21 protein-coding genes, 1 tRNA gene and 2 pseudogenes are annotated in these 21,145 nt (G+C 61.7%); 15 read left to right on the forward strand and 9 right to left on the reverse strand.

The genetic code is table 11. The features are described from left to right. Window positions 1-38: 38 nt before the first annotated feature. Window positions 39-1,187 carry an alpha-hydroxy acid oxidase gene (locus tag GGD53_RS18530; protein ID WP_184458171.1) on the reverse strand — a complete coding sequence of 383 codons (1,149 nt, stop codon included), beginning with the start codon at window positions 1,185-1,187 and terminating at the stop codon, window positions 39-41. Between the two features lie 208 nt (window positions 1,188-1,395). Further along, window positions 1,396-2,454, reverse strand: a complete 1,059-nt coding sequence (locus GGD53_RS18535) for an acyl-CoA desaturase (RefSeq protein WP_246717828.1) — start codon at window positions 2,452-2,454, stop codon at window positions 1,396-1,398. 166 nt (window positions 2,455-2,620) lie between these two features. Here GGD53_RS18535 and GGD53_RS18540 point away from each other — a divergent pair, with 166 nt between their 5' ends. Beyond that, on the forward strand, window positions 2,621-2,986 hold the full coding sequence (locus GGD53_RS18540) for a metalloregulator ArsR/SmtB family transcription factor (RefSeq protein WP_184458173.1): 366 nt from the start codon (window positions 2,621-2,623) through the stop codon (window positions 2,984-2,986). A 128-nt stretch (window positions 2,987-3,114) separates the two neighbouring features. On the opposite strand, the gene argB is transcribed toward GGD53_RS18540, so the two are convergent. After that, on the reverse strand, window positions 3,115-4,002 hold the full coding sequence (argB, locus tag GGD53_RS18545) for an acetylglutamate kinase (RefSeq protein WP_184458175.1): 888 nt from the start codon (window positions 4,000-4,002) through the stop codon (window positions 3,115-3,117). Window positions 4,003-4,145: 143 nt separating this feature from the next. On the opposite strand from argB, the pseudogene GGD53_RS18550 reads away from it, so the two are divergent. From GGD53_RS18550 to GGD53_RS18560, 3 genes and pseudogenes are all read left to right on the forward strand, one after another. Beyond that, window positions 4,146-4,641, forward strand: a pseudogene (locus tag GGD53_RS18550) (sigma-70 family RNA polymerase sigma factor). Continuing rightward, window positions 4,638-5,357, forward strand: coding sequence for an anti-sigma factor (locus GGD53_RS18555; protein WP_184458177.1), 720 nt, complete (start codon window positions 4,638-4,640; stop codon window positions 5,355-5,357). The pseudogene GGD53_RS18550 and the gene GGD53_RS18555 overlap by 4 nt, the downstream one beginning before the upstream one ends. Before the next feature lie 109 nt (window positions 5,358-5,466). Next, window positions 5,467-6,021, forward strand: coding sequence for a fasciclin domain-containing protein (locus tag GGD53_RS18560; RefSeq protein WP_184458179.1), 555 nt, complete (start codon window positions 5,467-5,469; stop codon window positions 6,019-6,021). Window positions 6,022-6,067: 46 nt separating this feature from the next. Here the strand turns inward: GGD53_RS18560 and yihA are convergent, their stop codons facing one another. The 4 genes from yihA to rpmH all read right to left on the reverse strand — a co-directional run bounded on the left by yihA (window position 6,068) and on the right by rpmH (window position 9,211). Continuing rightward, window positions 6,068-6,721 carry a ribosome biogenesis GTP-binding protein YihA/YsxC gene (gene yihA, locus GGD53_RS18565; protein WP_184458181.1) on the reverse strand — a complete coding sequence of 218 codons (654 nt, stop codon included), beginning with the start codon at window positions 6,719-6,721 and terminating at the stop codon, window positions 6,068-6,070. A gap of 139 nt (window positions 6,722-6,860) precedes the next feature. Further along, window positions 6,861-8,654 (reverse strand): membrane protein insertase YidC, encoded by a 1,794-nt coding sequence (gene yidC, locus GGD53_RS18570; RefSeq protein ID WP_184458220.1) that lies wholly within the window; start codon window positions 8,652-8,654, stop codon window positions 6,861-6,863. Beyond that, the gene (gene rnpA / locus GGD53_RS18575) at window positions 8,654-9,055 is read right to left on the reverse strand and encodes a ribonuclease P protein component (protein WP_184458183.1); all 402 of its coding nucleotides are present in this window, start codon (window positions 9,053-9,055) and stop codon (window positions 8,654-8,656) included. The genes yidC and rnpA overlap by 1 nt, the downstream gene beginning before the upstream one ends. A 21-nt stretch (window positions 9,056-9,076) precedes the next feature. Further along, the gene (gene rpmH, locus GGD53_RS18580) at window positions 9,077-9,211 is read right to left on the reverse strand and encodes a 50S ribosomal protein L34 (protein WP_008524438.1); all 135 of its coding nucleotides are present in this window, start codon (window positions 9,209-9,211) and stop codon (window positions 9,077-9,079) included. A 420-nt stretch (window positions 9,212-9,631) separates the two neighbouring features. Between rpmH and GGD53_RS18585 the strand changes: the two genes are divergently transcribed. The 3 genes from GGD53_RS18585 to GGD53_RS18595 all read left to right on the forward strand — a co-directional run bounded on the left by GGD53_RS18585 (window position 9,632) and on the right by GGD53_RS18595 (window position 13,703). Next, window positions 9,632-11,632 carry a methyl-accepting chemotaxis protein gene (locus GGD53_RS18585; RefSeq protein ID WP_184458185.1) on the forward strand — a complete coding sequence of 667 codons (2,001 nt, stop codon included), beginning with the start codon at window positions 9,632-9,634 and terminating at the stop codon, window positions 11,630-11,632. A 353-nt stretch (window positions 11,633-11,985) separates the two neighbouring features. Next, window positions 11,986-13,503 carry an ATP-binding protein gene (locus tag GGD53_RS18590; RefSeq protein WP_184458187.1) on the forward strand — a complete coding sequence of 506 codons (1,518 nt, stop codon included), beginning with the start codon at window positions 11,986-11,988 and terminating at the stop codon, window positions 13,501-13,503. 123 nt (window positions 13,504-13,626) lie between these two features. Beyond that, window positions 13,627-13,703 (forward strand) — tRNA-Arg (locus GGD53_RS18595). A 115-nt stretch (window positions 13,704-13,818) separates the two neighbouring features. Here the strand turns inward: GGD53_RS18595 and GGD53_RS18600 are convergent. Next, window positions 13,819-14,064: a DUF982 domain-containing protein gene (locus GGD53_RS18600; protein ID WP_184458189.1), complete on the reverse strand. Its 246-nt coding sequence runs from the start codon at window positions 14,062-14,064 to the stop codon at window positions 13,819-13,821. Window positions 14,065-14,282: 218 nt separating this feature from the next. Further along, on the reverse strand, window positions 14,283-14,699 hold the full coding sequence (locus GGD53_RS18605) for a hypothetical protein (protein WP_184458190.1): 417 nt from the start codon (window positions 14,697-14,699) through the stop codon (window positions 14,283-14,285). Between the two features lie 119 nt (window positions 14,700-14,818). Between GGD53_RS18605 and GGD53_RS32170 the strand changes: the two genes are divergently transcribed. The 8 genes and pseudogenes from GGD53_RS32170 (at window position 14,819) to GGD53_RS18640 (ending at window position 20,938) form a co-directional block, all read left to right on the forward strand. Continuing rightward, entirely contained in the window at window positions 14,819-14,947 is a 129-nt protein-coding gene (locus GGD53_RS32170) for a hypothetical protein (RefSeq protein ID WP_281413919.1), read from the forward strand. Beyond that, window positions 14,947-15,535 (forward strand): annotated as a pseudogene (locus GGD53_RS32285) (hypothetical protein). Before GGD53_RS32170 ends, GGD53_RS32285 begins: the two are co-directional and overlap by 1 nt. A gap of 224 nt (window positions 15,536-15,759) precedes the next feature. Next, a complete protein-coding gene (locus GGD53_RS18615; protein ID WP_184458192.1) occupies window positions 15,760-16,080 on the forward strand; it encodes a hypothetical protein in 321 nt (106 codons plus the stop codon). 191 nt (window positions 16,081-16,271) lie between these two features. Further along, on the forward strand, window positions 16,272-16,643 hold the full coding sequence (locus GGD53_RS18620; RefSeq protein WP_184458194.1) for a cell surface protein: 372 nt from the start codon (window positions 16,272-16,274) through the stop codon (window positions 16,641-16,643). A 153-nt stretch (window positions 16,644-16,796) separates the two neighbouring features. Then, window positions 16,797-17,096: a hypothetical protein gene (locus tag GGD53_RS18625; RefSeq protein WP_184458196.1), complete on the forward strand. Its 300-nt coding sequence runs from the start codon at window positions 16,797-16,799 to the stop codon at window positions 17,094-17,096. 247 nt (window positions 17,097-17,343) lie between these two features. After that, window positions 17,344-18,006 (forward strand): class I SAM-dependent methyltransferase, encoded by a 663-nt coding sequence (locus tag GGD53_RS18630; RefSeq protein WP_184458197.1) that lies wholly within the window; start codon window positions 17,344-17,346, stop codon window positions 18,004-18,006. A 329-nt stretch (window positions 18,007-18,335) separates the two neighbouring features. After that, window positions 18,336-19,217 carry an aldo/keto reductase gene (locus GGD53_RS18635; RefSeq protein ID WP_184458199.1) on the forward strand — a complete coding sequence of 294 codons (882 nt, stop codon included), beginning with the start codon at window positions 18,336-18,338 and terminating at the stop codon, window positions 19,215-19,217. A gap of 443 nt (window positions 19,218-19,660) precedes the next feature. Further along, window positions 19,661-20,938 carry an alpha/beta hydrolase gene (locus GGD53_RS18640; protein ID WP_184458201.1) on the forward strand — a complete coding sequence of 426 codons (1,278 nt, stop codon included), beginning with the start codon at window positions 19,661-19,663 and terminating at the stop codon, window positions 20,936-20,938. The last annotated feature ends 207 nt before the right edge of the window (window positions 20,939-21,145 follow it).

Here is a 21,145-nt window from a genome sequence, read left to right on the forward strand (position 1 = left end):
TCCTGAGGAAAGGCTGCGGCCCGGAGTGACTGTTCCGCTCAGGAGCGGAAGCGCAGATTGCGCCGCGTCAGCTGGTCGACCGAGGTGCAGCCCATCAGCTTCATGTCGCGCTCGATTTCAGTGCGCATCGTCTCCAACGCCCGTTCGACGCCGGGCTGTCCGGCCGCGGCCAGCGGGAAGAGATAGTAGCGGCCGAGCCCGACGGCCTTAGCCCCGAGCGACAGCGCTTTAAGAACATGCGTTCCCCGCTGCACGCCGCCATCCATCATCACGTCGATCCGGTCGCCGACGGCATCGACGATCTCGGCCAGCTGGTCGAAAGCGCTGCGCGAGCCATCGAGCTGGCGGCCGCCATGGTTGGACAGCACGATGCCGGTGCAGCCGATCTCGACCGCGCGCTTGGCGTCCTCCACCGACATGATGCCCTTCAGGCAAAATTGCCCGCCCCAGGCCTGCACCATCTCGGCCACGTCGTTCCACGACATCGAGGGGTCGAGCATCTCTGTGAAGTAGCGGCTGATCGACAGCGCGCCGCCATCCATCTTCACATGGTTTTCGAGCTGCGGCAGCCGGAAAGCCTCATGCGTCATCCAGCCGATCGCCCAGGAGGGCTTGATCGCAAACTGCATCATGCCGGCGAGATTGAGCTTGAAGGGAATGGCAAAGCCGGTGCGCTTGTCGCGCTCGCGATTGCCACCGGTGATGCTGTCGACCGTCAGCATCATCGCCTGCACGCCCGCCGTTTTCGCCCGCGCCATCATTTCGTGGTTCAGCCCGCGATCCTTATGGAAATAGAACTGATAGACCTGTGGCCCGTCGCTGATCTGCCGGGCCTCCTCCAGGCTGATCGTGCCGAGCGAGGAGACGCCGAACATCGTGCCGTATTTCGCCGCTGCCGCCGCGACCGCCCGTTCCCCCTGGTGGTGAAACAGCCGCTGCAGCGCCGTCGGCGAGCAATAGACCGGCATGGCGAGCTTCTGCCCCATGACCGTCACCGACATATCGACCTCGGCCACCCCTTTGAGAACATCGGGCACCAGATCGCAATTTTCGAAAGCCGCGGTATTGCGCCGATACGTCACCTCGTCATCGGCGGCGCCATCGATATAGTCGAAGATCGGCCCGGGAAGACGCTGTTTGGCCATGCGCCGGAAATCGTGAAAATTATAGCAGTCTGTAAGGCGCATCTTTTGCTCGACCCGTTGAGTTTTCGGGCCGCAACCTAAAGCACGATGCGAAATCTTGCCAAGGCTTCATTATACGATTTGCGACCTCTCGGAGGGATATCGTCACTTGGGGCGATGGATCGCGCGAAGATTGACAATCACGGCATCTTCCAACGCCTCTATTCCGGCGCGGCATCTATCTCATGGCCGCGGCATCCGGCAATCTCTTTCATGGGCGCGGCATCCACCAATCTCCCTCATCCTGAAGTGCGCAGGCCGAGGGCCGGAGCCTCGAAGGACACGCTCCAACGCCGCTCCTTGCATCCACCCGCCCACCAGCGCACCCGCCCAACGCCGTGCCACAGGACAACGGGGCACCGGCATCTGCGGATAATCCGACACGTCGCAGCCCTTCCCGCGGCGTGATCATGTGTGGGAGCTTGATCGCCGACGCCAGACCGAGCCTTTCCAGCAGCCGGATGAAACACCAGCCGAGGTCCAACTGGCCCCGTTCGATGCCCAGTCTGGCCGATTGCGGAAAAGCGTGGTGATTGCCGTGGAAGCTTTCGCCGAAGGTTACGAGCCCGAAACGCGGCAGGTTGTAGCCCTGCACTGCGACATGATCGACGCTCCAGCCCTGATGGCCGCCACGATGGGCGAAATGGCCGACCAGCCAGTGCCCGATCAGCGATACCGATATCCGCACCGCAGTCCCCCAGACCAGCCACGGCAGCCCGCCGAGCGCGAAAAGCGCGAGCGCCAGGGGAAGCTGCTGCGCCATCCATGTCGCCTCCAGGAAGCGGTAGAAGCGATCGTGCCGCACGCGCTCTTCAATCTCGAAACGCGGCGGATGGGCGAGCCTCATGACGCAATGCATCTGCCAGAAGGCGTCGACCAGGAAAGGCCGTCGGTGGGCATACAGGTCATGGCAGTTTCGCTGCCGCTGCGCCCAGTCGCGAATGTCATGCGCGTAAATCATGCCGCAGGGGCCGGCCATGCCGACCAGTGTACCGAGATAGACGAGAAAATACTCGATCCAGAGAGGGGTGCGGAAGGAGCTGTGGATCAGGAGCCGGTGCATGCCGACCGAATGTCCGAGGCAGATCGTGATGGCGGTCGCGAGGATAAAGACGGCAAATGCGCCCCAGGTGAAGGTCGCCGGCCCGCCAATTATGGCGGTCAGGCTCATGGCGGTGATCCAGATCGACTTTGCTGGCACCCAGACCACTCTGCCCTTCGCCGGATCGCTGTTGTTATCGATCATGCGTCCGGTGGAAATACTGCTCATGCTAACTCCTTCCGATCGGGCGCATTCTCCGCTTGAACATCGCCCGCCCGTTCATTAATTAAGAAATTGCCTAATTACCTTGCGCCAGAAAAAATAATTAAGCAATAAGCTAATTGCTTAATTTGTGGCGCATCGATGAGATGATGCCGCGCCACGGAGACCGGATTTGGTAGACGAGACTTTCGATGACCTTGCAGAAGGCAGCTCTGTCGGCGCCGCGCAACGGGTATTCCATGCGCTTTCCAGCGCGCCACGGCGAAAAATCCTCGCCTATCTCTCCGCATCGGGCCTGACCGCCGGGGAGATAGCCGACCGCTTCAGCATGTCCAAGCCGGCCGTTTCGCAGCATCTTTCCGTCCTCGAAACTGCGGGGCTGATCCGACGGGAGAAACGGGGCCAGTTCGTTCACTATTCCCTGATCGAGAACAATCTCGTCAACACGCTCAACGGCTTCGTGCAGGAGGTCTGCCCGATCGGCCGGCCGATCAAAAAGGAAAGCCAGGCGCGCGCTCGCGCGAAGGATTTGCCTTGAGCGGCGGGCGAATCCCATGCCGGCGTAATCGTGGGACAATGGGGCGCGGGAGCAGGAAAGAGTTGGGCGGGCGATGCGCCGGCGTGAGAAAGATGCACCCCTCGTGTGATGAGGGGCATAGTCCTCGATCAGGGAACGATCAGCGTTCCGATGCCGTGCTCGGTGAAGATCTCGAGCAGGACGGAATGAGCGGTCTTGCCGTTGAGGATGACGACGCCCTGCACGCCGGCTTTGATCGCATCGATGCAGGTCTCGACCTTGGGGATCATGCCGCCCGAGATCGTGCCGTCGGCGATCAGCCCATGCGCTTCGGCGACGGAAAGCTCCTTGATCAGTTGCCCCTTCTTGTCGAGCACGCCTGGAACGTCGGTCAAAAACAGCAGGCGGGTGGCGTTCAGCGCGCCGGCGATGGCGCCGGCGAAAGTGTCGGCGTTGATATTATAGGTCGCGCCGTCGCGGCCGGGTGCCACCGGCGCGATGACCGGGATCATCTCGGAGCGGGCGAGCAGATCGAGCAGCGTGCGGTCGACTTCGACCACTTCGCCGACGAAGCCGAGATCAAGCACCCGCTCAATGTTGGAATCCGGATCTTTGATGGTCTTGCGCGCCTTTTCGGCGAAGACCATGTTGCCGTCCTTGCCGCAAAGGCCGATCGCCCATTCGCCGGTCTGGTTGATCAGCGCGACGATCTCTTTGTTGATCGAGCCAGCGAGCACCATCTCGACGATCTCGACCGTCTTCTGGTCGGTGACGCGAAGGCCGCCTTCGAACTTCGATTCGATGCCCATCTTGGTCAGCATGGCGCCGATCTGCGGACCGCCGCCGTGAACGACGATCGGGTTGACGCCCGACTGCTTCAAAAGCGCGATGTCGCTGGCAAAGGCCTTGCCGAGCTCGGGATTGCCCATCGCATGGCCGCCGTATTTCACCACGATCGTCTTGTTTTCATAACGCTGCATGAAGGGCAGCGCCTTGGCCAGAAGCCGTGCCTGAAGTTCGCTTTCGGTTTCGTTCATGGGAACCCCGCAGAATTGATCGCGGCCTTTTATCGCAAGTTTCTGACAGAGGGAATAATCCAGAACGCAATAGTTTTTCGTATGTGGCACGAAGCCGGGGGAGTTGGACCCGCCGGCTGAGCCAGGCGCGATAGGGGAACGGCATGCAAGGCGATGAGATCAAGGGCCTGATCGGCCGCGTCGCGCTCTGCGACCGCATGGCCTTCGCTGCCCTCTACAACCAGACCGCACGGAGGCCGAGGAGGCCCTGCAGGAGGTCTATATCAGCATCTGGCAACGCGCTCGAAGCTTCCAGGCAGCCTCGGGATCGTCCCGGGCATGGCTGGCCGCAATTGCCCGCAACCGGTCGATCGATCTGCTGCGTGCGCGCAAGCCCGTCGCCGATGAACTCGACAGCGTTTACGATCTTGCCGATACCGAACCCGACCTGGAAAGACAGACGGTGACGAAGGTTGACGGAAGGCGGATTGACACCTGCATGGAAGAGTTGGAAGCTGATCGTGCGGTCGCCGTGAAACGGGCTTATGTCGAAGGGCTGAGCTATCAGGAACTGGCGGCTCAGTTCGGCGTTCCGCTGGACACGATGCGGACCTGGCTCAGGCGCAGCTCTTGAAACTGAGAGAGTGCATGGAACGATGACATCGCCCGACAAAAGTAAGGGAAATCGCTCCCGCGACGAGGTCCTCGCCGGTGAATATGTGTTGGGCGTCCTGTCGCTGCAGGATCGCCGGGTGGTGGAAGAGCGCATGCGCCGCGACCGCACCTTTGCTGCGATCGTCAGCCGTTGGGAAACCAACCTCTCCGCATTCAACGACGAATATGACGGCGTCGCGCCAAGCCGGGAAACCTTCAAGCAGATCGAGTCTCGGTTGTTCGGCGATGCCGGAAAGCCCGCATCCTTTTCGCAGGGGCTGTGGAATTCCGCGGTCTTCTGGCGCTCACTGGCGTTCGCCTGCATCGTCATCGCCGTCAGTGCCGTCATTTTCGCCTCCGGCCTTTTACCGCAGCCGCAGGGGCCGGCACCGCTGGTGGCCGAACTTTCGAGTCAGAACAACGCGATCAATCTCCGCGCCTCCTACGAGATCCAGAGCGGCCGGCTGAAGATCGTGCCGGTCGCGGCCGGCAAGCCGGAGGAGAAATCGCTGGAACTCTGGCTGGTGCCGGGCAGCGGCGCCCCGAAATCGCTCGGCATCTTCCAGCCCGGCGAAAGCGGCGAACTCGTCATTCCCGCCGATCTGCGCAACAATGTCGCCGCTGGCGCAACGCTTGCCGTCAGCCTCGAGCCTTTTGGCGGCTCGCCGAGCGGACAGGTGACCGGTCCGGTGATTGCGAGCGGCACCGTACGCCGGCCATAATCAATTTCTCTCCTCTGAAACTCTTCGGCGCATCCCTTCGTAGTTGGCATTGCCCGGACGACGCTCAGGCATGATGCCGGCGAAGACTATCCGGCCAGAGGAGAAGATCATGATCAAGTCCTTATTGCGCGGCTTTGCGCTTGCCACCGCCCTGTCCGCTGTCGCCTTTGCTGCGGCGAAGAACCCGGTCGTCGGCGGCGCTGCGATGTTCGACAACAAGAACATCATCGAGAACGCCATGAATTCCAAGGATCACACGACCCTGGTCGCTGCCGTCAAGGCCGCCGGTCTCGTCGGCACGCTTGAGAGCAAGGGGCCTTTTACGATCTTTGCGCCGACCAACGAGGCCTTCGCCGCCCTGCCCAAGGGCACCGTCGATACGTTGCTGAAGCCGGAAAACAAGGCGACGCTGACCAAAGTTCTGACCTGCCACCTGGTGGCTGCGGACGCTATGGCCAAAACCGTTGCCAAGATGATCAAGGATGATGGCGGCGAGCACGACATCAAGACCGTCGGCGGCTGCGCGATCAAAGCCAGGGAGAGCATGGGCAAGATCACGCTGACCGACGAAAACGGCGGCATTGCCCATGTGACCATCGCCGACGTCAAGCAGTCGAACGGCGTCATTCACGTCGTCGACAAAGTGCTGCTGCCGAAGATGTAAGACCACCGGTATCGGCAGGAAGGGGCGCTCTTCGGGGCGCCCCCTTTTATTTCCAGGTTGCAATGCCGACCGTTTCGGCGATCGCCTGGCGCAGGTCGTCGAGCCCGTCGCCCTTTTCGGAGGAGGTGGACAGCAGATAGGGATAGGCGGCCGGACGCTTGCGGATCTTCTCCGCCGTGTCGGCCAGCAGCTTCGGCACGGCCGGCGCCTTGATCTTGTCGGTCTTGGTCAGCACCAGCTGGTAGGAGACGGCCGCTTTGTCGAGCAGATCAAGCACCTCCTCGTCGTTCTTCTTGATGCCGTGGCGGCTGTCGATCAGCACGTAGACGCGCTTCAGCGTCGCGCGGCCGCGCAGGTAATCGAAGACGAGCTTGGTCCACTTGTCGACCTGCTCCTTCGGCGCCTGCGCATAGCCGTATCCTGGCATGTCGACGATCGCCGTCGGCGGCAGGTCGCCCGCTTCGCCGGAATAACCGTCGGGAACGAAATAGTTGAGCTCCTGGGTGCGCCCCGGCGTGTTCGACGTGCGCGCCAGGCCCTTCTGGCCGACCAGCGCATTGATCAACGACGACTTGCCGACATTTGAGCGGCCGGCGAAGGCGACTTCAGGCGGTCCTTCCGGCGGCAGGAAGTTGAGCGACGGGACGCCGCGGATGAAGATCCATGGGTGGCCGAAGAGCGGCTTTTCGGTTTCGGGCATGCGGGCTCGGCAATCTCCGGGTTCGGTCTTCAGTCGGCTTCGTGGTTTTAGGGGCGGATGTCAAGCTTTGAGGCGACCGCGCTTTGCTTCGCGGGCCGCCCGGAAATGAAAAGCCCCGCCGGAGCGGGGCTTGTGGGCATCATTTCGACGGCGCCGTCTTTCGTCGGAACAGACCCTTCAGATTGTCGAAGAGTTCGATCTTCACGCCGTGGCGCTTCATGATCACCGACTGCTGGATCACCGAAAGCGTGTTGTTCCAGGCCCAGTAGATGACGAGGCCGGCCGGGAAGCTTGCCAGCATGAACATGAACACCAGCGGCATCCAGTTGAAGATCATCGCCTGCGTCGGATCGGGCGGCGTCGGGTTCATGCGCATCTGCAGGAACATGGTGACGCCCATGATCAGCGGCCAGACGCCAAGATGCAGGAAGGTCGGCGCTTCGAAGGGCAGCAGGCCGAACAGATTGACGATCGTCGTCGGATCGGGCGCTGAAAGGTCCTTGATCCAGCCGAAGAAAGGCGCGTGCCGCATCTCGATGGTGATGTAGATCACCTTGTAGAGCGAGAAAAAGATCGGGATCTGCAGCGCCACCGGCCAGCAGCCGGCGATTGGGTTGATCTTCTCGTCCTTGTAGAGCTGCATCGTCGCCTGCTGCAGCGCCATGCGGTCGTCGCCGAATTTCGCCTTCAGCTCCTCCATCTTCGGCTGCATGCGCTTCATGTTCGCCATCGAGGCGTACTGCTTGCTGGCGAGCGGGAAGAACAGCGCCTTGACGACGATCGTGGTGCAGAGGATCGCCACGCCGAAATTGCCGAAGAAGCGATAGAAGAAGTCCATCAGCTTGAACATCGGCTTGGTGATGAAATAGAACCAGCCCCAGTCGATCAGCCGGTCAAACTTCGGGATCGAATAGGAGGCCTCGTAGCCGTCGATGACGGGCACTTCCTTGGCGCCGGCAAAGACGAGGTTCTTGAGCTCGACCGACTGGCCAGGCGCAACGGTGAAGGCATCGTCCTTATAGTCGGCCTGATAGCGCGGCTGACCGTCGGAAAAATACGAGAAGTGCGCCTCATAGGCTGACGTCTGCGGCGGAACGATCGTCGCCGCCCAGTATTTGTCGGTGATGCCGAGCCAGCCGCCGGTGGATTTCGCCGGGGCCACAGCTTCCTTCTCGACGGCGCTATATTTGGTTTCGATCAGGCCGTCGTCGCCGATGACGCCGATAAAACCTTCGTGCAGCACGTAGACGGAGGGGGTCGTCGGCTTGTTGTAACGGGTCACGCGGCCGTAGGAGGAAAGCGAGGCAGGAGCCTGGCCCGAATTCTGAACCTTGTCGGCGACGGTAAACATGTAGCGCTCGTCGACGGAAATCGTGCGGGTGAAGGTCAGGCCCTTGTCATTGGTATAGGAAAGCGTCACCGGCGTCTTCTCGGTGAGCTTGGCGCCTTCAGGCGCCGTCCACAGCGTCGAGGGACCGGGAACCGCACCGGTCGCGTCGCTGCCGATATAGCCGAGCTCGGTGAAGTAACCATCCTTGGTTTCCGCCGGGCTGAACAGCGTGATGGTCGGGCTCGAGTCGTCGACGGTCTCGTGATAGCCCTTGAGCTTCAGGTCGTCGAGCCGGGCGCCGGCAAGGTTGATCGAGCCGGAAAGCGCAGCAGTATCGATGGCGATGCGCGGGGTCTTTTCGAGCGCCTGCTCGCGGGTCGCCGTCGCGGCCGCCTGGCCGGACGGGGCCGCGCCGGTCGTCTGGGCAGGCGCCTGGCCGCCTGCCGCGGGCTGCTGCGTCTGCTCGGTCTGCTGTTGCGCCTTCTGGGCTTCCTGCGTCTTGCGCTGGGCTTCGATGCGCGGATTCATATAGAGAAACTGCCAGCCGAGGACGATCAGCACCGAGAGAGCGATCGCAATGAAATAATTGCGGTTGTTTTCCATCATAGGTTCCTGGGGCGTCCGTCTCCGGGGCGCCGGTGTTTCGGCCTGGTTTCCACGCGGGATTTCAATTCCGCGGCCAATTCCTGGAAGGACGCGTCAAGCACGTCCCTGCGCGCGACAACCACATAGTCGTGTCCGGGCTGCATTGCAAACCCCGCATGAAGCCGCACCGCCTCTTTCAGGCGGCGGCGCATGCGGTTCCGCTCGACAGCGTTGCCATGTTTTTTGGTGACTGTAAAACCGACACGCGCCTGGCTGTCGGGCTCCTTCCGGTCGAGGATTTCGAGAAGGAAGAGTCCTCCCCGGCGTTTTTCGCCCTCGCGCACGGCAAGAAACTGCGGGCGGCTCTTCAGCCGCCCGACAGCGTGTTTCTTCTCACTGGTCGTCAATTCGCCCGCCATCTCTTATCGGGCAACCCGGCCTTAAGCCGAGAGACGCTTGCGGCCCTGCGCGCGGCGGGCAGCGATGACCTTGCGGCCACCCTTCGTGGACATGCGCGCACGGAAGCCGTGGCGACGCTTGCGAACAAGCTTGGATGGTTGGTAGGTACGCTTCATTTATTTAAACACCGCGGAGTGCGGCCCTTCTTGAATTTGCATGATGCAAGGAGCGTTGTTTTTCGAACGGGCGGGCCATGAAGGCCTTAGGTGACCGGACGTGCGGCGGCTTATACGGATGAAGGCCGCCAAAGTCAATTATACCAGATCAATTCACTGGCAATGCTGACCGGCGCGCGATTTTCGCACACAAGTGTTAACGTGCCCCGCTTTGCTCCAGGAGGTTGTACTTTGTCGCCGCCGCGATGAAAAGCTCTGATTTTCAGCGACTTGCGCCTCGGACGGACGCCGGCATGGCTATTTCTTAGTGGTCATAATCGTAAATATTAGAAATCCAACTTTAAGGAATTTCGCCGATAGTCGGATCACCGGCTGGGAATTTGCTTTCCAGGCAGTTTGGGGTAGCTAGGAGGCACTGCATTGAAGATCCGCGGGAAAATTAATTTGCTGGTGTGCGTGATGGGCGCGGTGGCGCTTCTGATCGGCGCAACGGCGTTGTCGGCCATGCGCGAATACAGCCGTAACCTCACGGCCTACGAGCAGGCCGCCGCCCGCGCCTATGCCGGCGAGCGCCTCAACCGTTTCGTTACCGCGGTCGTCATGGAATCGCGCGGCATCTATGCGGCCAAGACGATCAAGGATACGCCGAATTTCGCCAAGGGTCTTACGGCCGCGCTGGATGAGATCGACAAGGTCATTGCCGGCTGGGCGCCGCTCGTTCCCGAAAACGAGAAGGCCGACTTCGCCAAGCTCGTCTCCCGCGCCGCCGAATTCCGCACCTTCCGCACGGAAACGGCCCGCCTCGGCACCGAAGTCGGGCCCGAGGCCGCCAGCCAGCAGGGCAACAATGAGGCCAATCGCGCCAATCGCAAGGCCTTCCAGGCTGAAATCGACGCGGTCGTCGCTACCGACAAGGCAGCGCTCGAGGCCGTTAACGCCGGGATCGAAAGTTTCCGCTCTTGGATCCTGACGCTCGTGCTCGGCATTACCGGCATCGGCATCGCGGTTGGCATCGGCATGGGCTTTTATATCGGCACCAGCCATCTGAGCCGCCCGATCAAGCGTGTCACCCACGCAATCAAGGAGGTCGCCAATGGCAATTTCGACGCCGAGGTTCCCTTTGCTGGCCGCAAGGACGAAATCGGCGAGATGGCCGCCGCGGTGGCGGTTTTCAAGGAGAACGGCCTTGCCGTCAAGCGCCTGAACGCTCAGGAGGCGGCGATGCGCGCCAAGAGCGACGATCTGCAGTCGAGCATGTCCGTCGTCGTGGCCGCGGCTGCGGCCGGCGATTTCAGCCACCGCATCGACAAGGACTATCAGGACGAGAACCTCAATCAGTTCGCCGGCAATATCAACACGCTGCTGTCGAGCGTCGATGCCGGCATCGGCGAGACCCGCCGCGTCATCGCAAGCCTTGCCGAAGGCGACCTGACCCAGACGATGAACGGCAATTTCCAGGGCGCCTTCGCCGAGCTGCAGCAGAACGTCAACAACAGCTTCGTAACGCTGCAGGCGACGATGCGCGAAGTGCGCGAGACGACCGAAGCGATGAACGGCAACACATCAGAGCTGCGCAATGCCAGCGACGACCTGTCGAAGCGCACGGAGCAGCAGGCGGCAGCGCTCGAACAAACCTCGGCGGCGCTCGACGAGATCACCGCCGTCGTCCAGAATTCCACCGTGCGGGCGCATGAAGCAACCGTCATGGTGTCCGAAGCGAAGGAAAATGCCGGCCGCTCCGGCGTCGTCGTCCGCAACGCCGTCGAGGCCATGGGCCGCATTGAGCAGGCCTCGCGCGAAATCAGCCAGATCATCAACGTCATCGATGAGATAGCCTTCCAGACCAACCTCCTGGCGCTGAATGCCGGCGTCGAAGCCGCCCGCGCCGGCGAGGCCGGCAAGGGTTTCGCAGTGGTCGCGCAGGAAGTGCGTGAACTCGCCCAGCGTTCGGCGACGGCCGCCAAGGACATCAAGGCGCTGATCACCAAGTCTGGCGACGAGGTCCAGGTCGGCGTCAAGCTCGTCCAGGCGACCGGTGAGGCGTTGTCGGAAATCGGCACCCGCGTCATCGCCATCAACGACCATATCCATTCGATCGCCACGGCCGCAGTCGAACAGTCGACTGGCCTCAAGGAGGTCAACACCGCCGTCAACCAGATGGATCAGGTGACCCAGCAGAATGCCGCGATGGTGGAGGAAACCTCCGCCGCCACGCACCGGCTCTCGGCCGAAGCCAACGGGCTGGTGCATCTCATCGCCCGATTCAGGCTTTCGGATGCGGTGGCGCCCGTGGCGCTTGTGCGCAACGAGCCGCACAGGCAGCCGGTCGCCTCGCCCGCCCGCCGGGCGATCGCCAAGGTCACCCGCGCCTTCGGCGGCGGCAATGCGGCCGCAGCCGAGCAGAGCTGGGAAGAGTTCTGATCGTCACTGATCAGGCGCCTTTTAACGCCGCCTCCGGGCGGCGTTAGTTCTGCCCGGTCCGCGCCGGGCAACGACCCCGCCCAAAACCCTCCCCACAAGGGGGAGGGGCTTAACCTGTAGCACCGGCGCCTCCCACTTCGCCGATTCATCCGCGGAAAGGCTGCTATTTGCTGCGCGGGTGCCGCAAATTAGTCCCTCCCCTTGTAGGGAGGGGTTGGGGAGGGGGCTTCACTCCGCACGTTTTGTTGTGACGAGGTGACGCTGCTCGCAAAGATTTGAAAGCGGAGCATCTTGGTCTAATATATGAACCCAACGGTGAGGGCGGCGAGCGCTGCCGATCGGGCGAGATGACCATGCCGGTTCGAGACCAGGGCAAAGATCCTTCGGCTGACATCCCGGCGGCCGGCGAGGCTGCCAAGGGGCGGTGCCCGTCCGGCTTGTTCGGCGGGCTTTCGGGCAAGCTGCTCTGGCTCACCGTCGTCTTCATTATGCTCGCCGAGATCCTGATTTTCTTTCCCTCGGTCGCCAGCATGCGGATGCGCTGGCTGCAGGACAGGCTGAACACGGCCGCCGCCGCCGCCATCGTCATCGACGGGCTGCAGCCGATCGAGCTGCCGCGCGCCCTGCAGAAGGAGACGCTGGAAGCGACCGGCACCAAGGCGATCGTGCTGCGCAAGGAAGGCACGTCGCGGCTGCTGGCGACGACCGACATGCCGACCTCCGTCGACGAATCCTACGACCTCACCGACGTGCCGCCGCTGACGGCGATCCGCGACGCTCTCGACACCTTGATTTTCGGCGGCAGCAGGATGATCCGCGTCTACGGCCCGGTCGGTGAAAACAAGGTCGGCGTCGAGGTTGTGATGAAGGATCGGCCGCTGCGCACGGCGATGTTCGCCTATTCCCGCAACGTGCTGCTGCTTTCGGTACTGATCTCGCTGTTCACGGCGACGCTGATCTTCTTTGCGATCAACCGTATTCTGATCGGCCCGATTCGCCGGCTGACCGGCAGCATGCAGCAATTCTCTTCCGATCCCGAGAACCCGGCCCATATCTATATCGGTGACGGCGGCCGTGACGAGCTGGCGGTGGCCGGCCGCAATCTCACCTCGATGCAGATGGAGCTGCAGAAGACGCTGAAGCAGCAGAAGAATCTTGCCGCTCTTGGCCTCGCCGTTTCCAAGATCAATCACGACATGCGCAATATCCTGGCTTCCGCGCAACTGATGTCGGACCGGCTCGTCGATGTCGACGATCCGATGGTCAAGAGCTTCGCGCCGAAGCTGCTGCGCACCATCGACCGCGCGGTCGGTTATACGACGGAGGTGCTGTCTTACGGCAAGGCGAGCGAATCGGCGCCCCGCCGCCGCCATGTTCGGCTGCTGGGACTGACTCAGGACGTCAAGGATATGCTGGCGATCGATCCGCACAGCGGCATCGAGTTTGTCGAACAGTTCGCTGCCGATCTCGAAGTCGATGCCGACGGCGAGCAGCTTTTCCGGGTTATTCACAATCTCTGCCGCAACGCCCTGCAGGCGCTGACTTCGCCGGGCGAGGGCGGCCCCGGCGCCATCAGGCGCATCACCGTCTCCGCCCAGCGTGTCGGCAGCGTCGTCAGCATCACTGTGGACGATACCGGCCCCGGCATGCCGCTGAAGGCGCGCCAGAACCTCTTTGCCGCCTTTCGCGGCTCGGCCCGCTCCGGCGGCACCGGCCTCGGCCTGACCATCGCCCGTGAACTGGTGCTCGCCCATGGCGGCACGATCGCACTGGTGGAAAAGCCGACGGTAGGCACCCAGTTCCGCATTGAGATTCCCGATCGCCCGGTTTCGCTGGACGATTACCGCAACCGGACGCACGGCGAGAAGTGACGGAATTTCAGCCGGCGCGGCCGCAACCAGGCAAAGACGTGATTTTTTCAGAAATGCTCTTGCAATGTCCGAAAGGACCATTTAGAGGATCGCCCACGCAAGCGGCACCGCCGCTTCTGCCACGCACCCGTAGCTCAGCTGGATAGAGCACCAGACTACGAATCTGGGGGTCAGGAGTTCGAATCTCTTCGGGTGCGCCATTCTTTCCCACATGCATCAGCAAAGTTATAGGCGTCGGACATCGCTGCCGCCCCAATCAGCGCTTCGCTCCTCGCTTCCCCGCTTGGAGGCATGCACAATAGCTGGGGCGGCCGCTCATTCCTTGATAGGAATCCCGGCTTCGACCGCAGCCTCAATGAACGCCTGCCGCGCCTCTTCCCGGCTCCGTTTCCCAGATATGACATCGGCGCAAACCGCACACGCTCTGTCGAGCGCAGGGCCCTCCTCGGTGGGCCAGTCTTCGATCAGGGCCCATGTGGCGGCCTGGGTCGTCTGGATAACCACCCACTGATCCGGACCTTCAAGGGCCAGCGTCACCGGCTTCTTCCATAGGGTTTGCATGCTTGCAGGATCTCCACTGCGTATTCTCTGCCGCCTGCTCACATAAGGCAATTCATTCGGCGTGGCGAGGTGGCCGCCTGAACGCGATGTTTTATCGAGCAGTGAGCTGCCTCGTGAAACACCGGTATATTCGGCTCGCCTATTTTCCGGCAGTCGCTTCTTTTCGCCGCTTGATTCTCAATCCCAATGCAGGAAAGCGAAAAGTATCGAAAGATCGCCTAGTTGAACTCTTTCTCAAAGTCTTCCCGGTCTTTCTTCCCGGACATGGATGAGTAATAGCCGCTGCAAATCAGATAGGAGCACTCATCCGGGTCGCCCATGTCCCATCCCGGCAGGCAGAGCACGACGCGTTGAAACTTGGCGTTGCAGAGTCCGTGGTTTGCTAGCATCCGCGGCTCGTTTCCGAAATACGCGCTTATGGCTTTCTGACGAGTCCATGCAGGCACGGCTTTCCAATCAGCCTGCCCACCCTCGTCGCTCACATTGGCGATCGCACAGAGCGACCAATTCGATATCATGATTGGCTGATCGCAGGGAAAAGCCTGGACGGCGCTTCCCAGCAAGATTGAAATCAATGCCATCAGCCGCTGGCCGTAGACCATCGAGCCCTTCTCCCTCATGCCGCTCTTTCGCATTCTGGCCTCCGCCGCAATTACCCGTCGTCAGATGATATCAAAATCGCCTAAGATTATTTTCCTAGTTCTTGAAACGTTCTTACGCTAGATTGCTCACCGTTGCAACCATGGAATGTTGAATGTCGAAGAATTTTGCAGTGATTGGTGATGTGGGTGCTTGGGTGGGTCTTTCCCTCCGCACGCCTGAAAAAATGCGTTCTTCTGTCGTTTCTGGGAAGGACGTGCCGGCAGCCGAGGCGAGGGGCTGATGGCGGAATTCAATCCTCGCGACAAGAGCCGAACCAGTGCCGGCAAGACGCGATCGCTTGTGCGCAAACATACCGCGCCGCCAAGCGGGAGCAACGACAGCAGCCTTCGCTGGCAATGGCTGACGATTCAGCTGCTGGAATCGGCGGCGTTCACGTCGCTGAGCGCGAATGCCAGCCGCGCCTTCTTCCGCATCATCATCGAGCACACCGCGCATGCCGCCCTGGAAAATGGCAAGCTAGTCGTGACGCACGCGCAGTTCGTCTCTTACGGCGTGACCGGTGAATATGTGGCCGATGCCCTCGATGAGCTGGAATATAAGGGCCTCATCAAAGTTCGCCGCGGCCGGGCGGGCAGCGGTGTCGCGCATCCCAACCTGTTCACGCTGACTTTTGTCGGCGACCATGAAGGCGCGCCGCCAACGAACGATTGGCAGCGATGCCAGGCGGAGAGGTGCCGCAAGTGGTCGGAGATGGACCGCAAGCTTGCCGCAGACAAACGCGGGCGGGTCGGCAGGAAGAAAAAAAACGCCACTTCGGGAATCCGAAATTCCCCCGCTTCGGGATCCCGAAATTCGCCGCGCCTCGTGAGAAGTCGAGGCGCGGGAATAGGCAATGATTTCAATGCCCCAACCAATTTCGGGATTCCGCAGTGCTATATAGATCTTGGTGAGGAGTACCTCATGAGTCCGCAAGATGATCAAACCAGGAGCTGGTGGCGTGGTTGCCTGCTGCCGGCATGCCTAGTTTCGCGCAACCTTGCTCGTGTATCCGCGAGTTTGACGATGTTTGAGGCGCTTCAGCCGGGGGAATGCATGGCGATGGGAACTTTTCGGGCTTTGGGCGCGGCGGCGACGATGGCCGCCCTTGCCGGCTGCGTCGACCATGCGAATGCGCCCGTGCTTTTACCCATCGGCGTGCCGGTCAATCCGCCTGCCGTCGCCCAGGGCATCTGCGTAACCGACGGCAACGCTATGTATGACGAGGCGAAGAAGCAGTACGATCTGCGCGCGCAGCTGACCGGCTATGCCGAGGCCGATGCGCTGGAAGCGGAAACGACGGCGCGCGGCGCCGCCCATCGCCAATATGTCGCTTGCCTGTCCGCCCAGGGTTATCGGGCATTATATGCGAATTGAGAACAGAGAATTCGCATTCTTGGCCAGCGCCCCTTCGCGCCATTCTTGCCGTCGCGGCTTTTCACGTTTTCTCGCGAAAATCTCACGCGGAATCGCCTGCAATCACGAGTTTTGGAAGCTGCGCGTGCGTGCGGAACCGCGCAGCTGGGAAAGGCATTTTGCCGGGATAAATCCACGAAGGAGGGTTTATCATGAAGATGTTCAATATTGTCCGTTCCGCCACCGCGCTCAGTGCCCTTCTCGCCCTCGCGCCGATCGGCCGAGCTGAGGCCACTCCCGTTCAAACGGTTCGGCCGCCCAATGTTTCCTACGTAACAACAGTGCAATATAAGCCGCGTCCGGGTTTCTGGCATGGCTATCGAGGCTTTCGAACGGAGCGTCCCGGCACCCGCCGTCATTCCGATGGCTACTGGTATCCGCTTGCCGCTTTCGGTGTCGAGGCCGGCGCCACCGGCTCCATCGTCCGCCAGCCGGTGAACAGGCCGGCGGCTCCGACAATGTGCAACCCTACGTTTTCGGGGTCGATCGGTCCCGGCAGCATGCCCTGTGATAACGGCTATTGAGCCGGCGAATGAAAAAGGCGGCGTGTGCCACCTTTTTCCTGTTTCGGGCGCCGCTCACATGTTCGTGACCTCTGTTGCGATGCGGTAGATTGTGACAGATCCGCTTCCTAACTCCTCGGCGTAAATTCACCTGATCCTCCCAAGGAGACGACCATGACCACGACGTTCAAGAGCGGCCTGGCGGCGGCGGCGTTCGGCGCAATGTTCGGCCTTTCCGCCTTCGCAGCACAAGCGGCTCCCCTCCAGTCGAGCGCGACGGAGCAGGGCTCGGTCAAGCAGCCGGTTGCCCGGAACGAGACCCGCGTACAGCACGACAGGGGCACGACCGGTTCGATCGGTGAACGCAGCCAGAAGGGCATGGCTTCGCCCTATATGATGAACCCGAAGAAGCCGCTGAACATGGGTTGCAAGCTCGGCTTCAATCCGACCAGCAGCTCCGGCTGCAACTATTAACGGCGCCTTGCGGTGGCGACCAGACCATGGGGGGGGGGGGGCGGCTTCCCGGCCGCCCTTCGTCGCCGCATACGATGGCGCTCCATATGTCATAGCTGCCATTGATGCAAAAATGCCGGACGCCGGTGGGAAAAGAGGTGGGAAATGCCGGCTCACAAGGGCGATTGACGTCTCTGCCTTGGAATTGCCATTCTGGCCGCGATGGTCGCATTCATAATCAATTGAATTTCAGACAGGTGGGACAGTCATGACCGCAAAGGCTGCATGCTCCGATTTCCTGCATTTTTTCCGCTCCTGGATCAGCAATCCGCTTCGGGTGGCCGCCATCGCGCCGTCGGGTGATTCACTTGCCAGGATCATGACCAGCGAAATTGCGGCGCTCGATGGGCCGATCATCGAGCTCGGCCCGGGCACCGGCGTCTTCACCCGGGCGCTGCTTGCCCGCGGCATTAGCGAAACGGATCTGACGCTGATCGAATACGGCCCGGAATTCATCCATGCCCTGCAGGCGCGGTTCCCGGCGGCGCGCATATTGCAGATGGACGCGGCCCACCTGGCCCAGGCGGATATTTTCGAGGGCGAACCGGTCGGCGCCGTCATCAGCGGCCTGCCGCTTCTGTCGATGTCGCCGCGCAAGATCGCCTCGATTCTTGCCGGCGTCTTCACCTATATGCGCCCGGGCGGGGCGGTCTATCAATTTACCTATGGTCCGCGCTGCCCGGTGCCGCGGCCGATTCTCGATCGCCTCGGCCTGAAAGCCGTTCGCATTGGCGGCACGGTTCGCAACCTGCCGCCGGCCTCCGTCTACCGGATCTCGCGCCGCAAACCGTTGGAACTCTCGCGCGAGCGCCCGAGATATCGTGAGGCGGACATCGAAGTCGCCGCCTTTTCCGGCGAATCGGTCGGCTGAACGCCGCAACGGCTAAGCGGAAGCGACAGGCTTCGACGCACCCCGGCCGATATCCCGGCGCACCGCTGCGGCGCCGGTCGAAGGACGATGTTTTCGGCCCCTCCCTGTTATCCCAGCGGGGTCGTCCTATATGTGCAAGCGTCGCTACGGCCGCATGTCCGATATCGCCGCGGCGGCCGGGTCATCACCATGCCGGGCATCACCAGACACGGCAGACATTCAGAACCGGATCCATCCTCGCCAGCCCGGCATCCCCGCGCTGGCGAAGCGGGCGGCTTCGGCCATTTCATCGACATTGAACGATTTTAGTGACGAAGAGAGGAAAGATCATGTCCAGTCACAACGCAGCCAAGTCAGGCACCTTCAGGATCGGCGGCGAGATCGAGGTCAACCGTCTCGGTTTCGGCGCCATGCGCGTTACCGGCAAGGGGATCTGGGGCGAGCCCGATGATCACGCCGAGTCCATCCGGACGCTGAAGCGCCTGCCGGAGCTTGGCGTCAATTTCATCGATACCGCCGATTCCTACGGCCCCGATGTCTCCGAATGGCTGATCAAGGAGGCGCTGCATCCCTATGGCGCCGGATCCGTCGTCGCCACCAAGGGCGGCCTGACCCGACACGGCCCCGACATCTGGCTGCCGGTCGGCCGTCCGGAATATCTGATCCAGCAGGCGCATAAGAGTCTGCGCAATCTCGGCGTCGAGCAGATCGATCTGTGGCAGCTTCACCGCATCGATCCGAAGGTGCCGGCCAAGGAACAATTCGATGCGATCAGATCGCTGCTCGATGCCGGCCTCATCCGCCATGCGGGTCTGAGCGAAGTCTCCGTCGCCGAGATCGAGGCGGCCTCGAAACACTTCAAGGTCGCCACCGTCCAGAACCGCTACAACCTCGTCGATCGCACCAGCGAGGACGTGCTCGATTATTGCGCCAAGCACAATATCGGCTTCATCCCCTGGTATCCCCTCGCCGCCGGCGATCTCGCCCAATCAGGCTCGCTGCTCGATACGATCGCCAGAAAGCACAATGCCGCCCCCAGCCAGATCGCGCTCGCCTGGGTGCTGAAGCGCAGCCCGGTGATGCTGCCGATCCCCGGGACGTCGAAGGTCAGGCACCTGGAAGAAAACGTCGCGGCGGTGGACATCACGCTGTCGGATGAGGAGTTCACGGCGCTCGACGCCGAAGGCCGAAAGGTCTTCAAGGCGGCGTGAGGGCGGGAACAGTGCGGAGCTGGCCGGCGGGCGGATGAGGGGCTGCCGCCATTGCCACATCTTTCAGCAAATTTTGACCACCCGGTCAAAGATGCTGCAAAATGAGGCGATGACCTGTCATTTAAAAGGCAAGCCTTGCGTTCACTGCATTGCTGCATTGCGGTAATTTCGCTGTTCCCGGGCAAATGCATGGGGTATCACTATCTCCGTAAGCAGCGCACTCCTCCTCCCAAGCGCTCTTACATCGGACCGACAACACTCCTCCTCCCAGTTGTCGGTCAGGATCAAGAGCCTGGCGCACCTCCTCCCGCGCCAGGCTCTTTTCTTTTCCCCTCATGCCAACCGCCGGCGCTGCTCTAGCACGCGGTTTGACTCGACAGGCTTCGTCGGACTATTTGAACCTGTGCCGCCCGTCCGGCGCGTGAACCGGTTGGAGTTTGGTCATGATCGGCAAATGGCGCGGCTCGCATGCGGCTCTGGCAGCGCTTCTGGTTGCAACGATGGTGCTCGCCGGCTGCGGTGGGAGGCCAGTCGGGGTGATGCAGGCGGCCGGCACCGTGCCGCCGGGCACGTCGAAGGTCGATCTCCTGGTGGCGACGACGCGCGCTGCCGACGACAATCCGGCCGTGCTTTTCTCCGGCGAACGCGGCACGGGGCTTGCCGTCAACGCCGTCGATGTGTCGATCCCGCCGGAAGCCAACCGCAAGGTCGGCCAGGTGCAATGGCCAAAGCGGCTGCCGGCCGATCCGCTCCGTGATTTCGTCACCGTCTCCGTCGATCCGCTCGAGGGCGAGCGGGCGGGCGAAAGCTGGCTGAAGAGCCATATGCCGAAGAGCCGCCGCGTGCTGGTCTTCGTGCATGGCTTCAACAATCGCTATGAGGATGCCGTCTACCGCTTCGCGCAGATCGTCCATGATTCGCATGCCGACGTCGCGCCGGTTGTTTTCACCTGGCCGTCGCGCGCCAGCATCTTCGATTATAATTACGACAAGGAAAGCACCAACTATTCCCGCGATGCGCTGGAAGAGCTGCTCACCCGCACCGCCGCCAATCCCGCCGTCAGCGACGTCACGGTCATGGCCCATTCGATGGGCACCTGGCTGACCGTCGAAGCGCTCCGGCAGATGGCGATCCGCAACGGTAAGGTCGCTTCGAAGATCAACAATGTCATCCTTGCCTCGCCGGATCTCGATGTCGACGTCTTCGGCCGTCAGTTCATGAGCCTCGGCAAAGACAAGCCGCATTTCACCATCTTCGTCTCCAGGGATGATCGGGCGCTGGCGCTGTCGCGGCGCATCTCCGGCAATGTCGACCGGCTCGGCCAGATTGATCCTTCCGCCGAGCCCTATCGCAGCAAGCTGGAAGCCGCCGGCATCACCGTGCTCGATCTCACCAAGCTTAAGGGCGGCGACCGGCTGAACCACGGCAAATTCGCCGAAAGCCCCGAAGTGGTGAAGCTGATCGGTGATCGGATGATTGCCGGCCAGACGATCACCGATTCCAATGTCGGTCTCGGCGAGGCCGTCGGCGCGGTGGCGATGGGGGCTGCCCAGACCGCCGGAAGTGCCGTCAGCGTCGCCGTCAGCACCCCGATCGCGATCTTCGATCCGCGCACCCGGCGCAATTACGATGCGCAGCTGAAACGGCTCGGCCAGTCGATGGACAACACGGTCGGTTCGGTCGGCGACAGTGTCGGCGCCGGCCTGCCCGAAAGCCAGTAAAAATTCCGCGGAGCAATTCCAGCAAAAGTGCACGGCGGTTTTGAGTTTCGGAATTGCGTAAATCCAAAAGGTTAGAGCGGTTCCGCGTTTCCGTGAAAAGCTGAACCGCTCTGGTGTGAGCTTTCGGGAGGTTGTCCATTCGGAGCGGATCGAGGAGACTGGAGCTACCACATCTCGAGTCGGAGGGATCGCCGCGAATGAACATTC

It is taken from the genome of Rhizobium aethiopicum (assembly GCF_014197535.1).
In the GTDB taxonomy this organism is placed as follows: domain Bacteria; phylum Pseudomonadota; class Alphaproteobacteria; order Rhizobiales; family Rhizobiaceae; genus Rhizobium; species Rhizobium aethiopicum_A.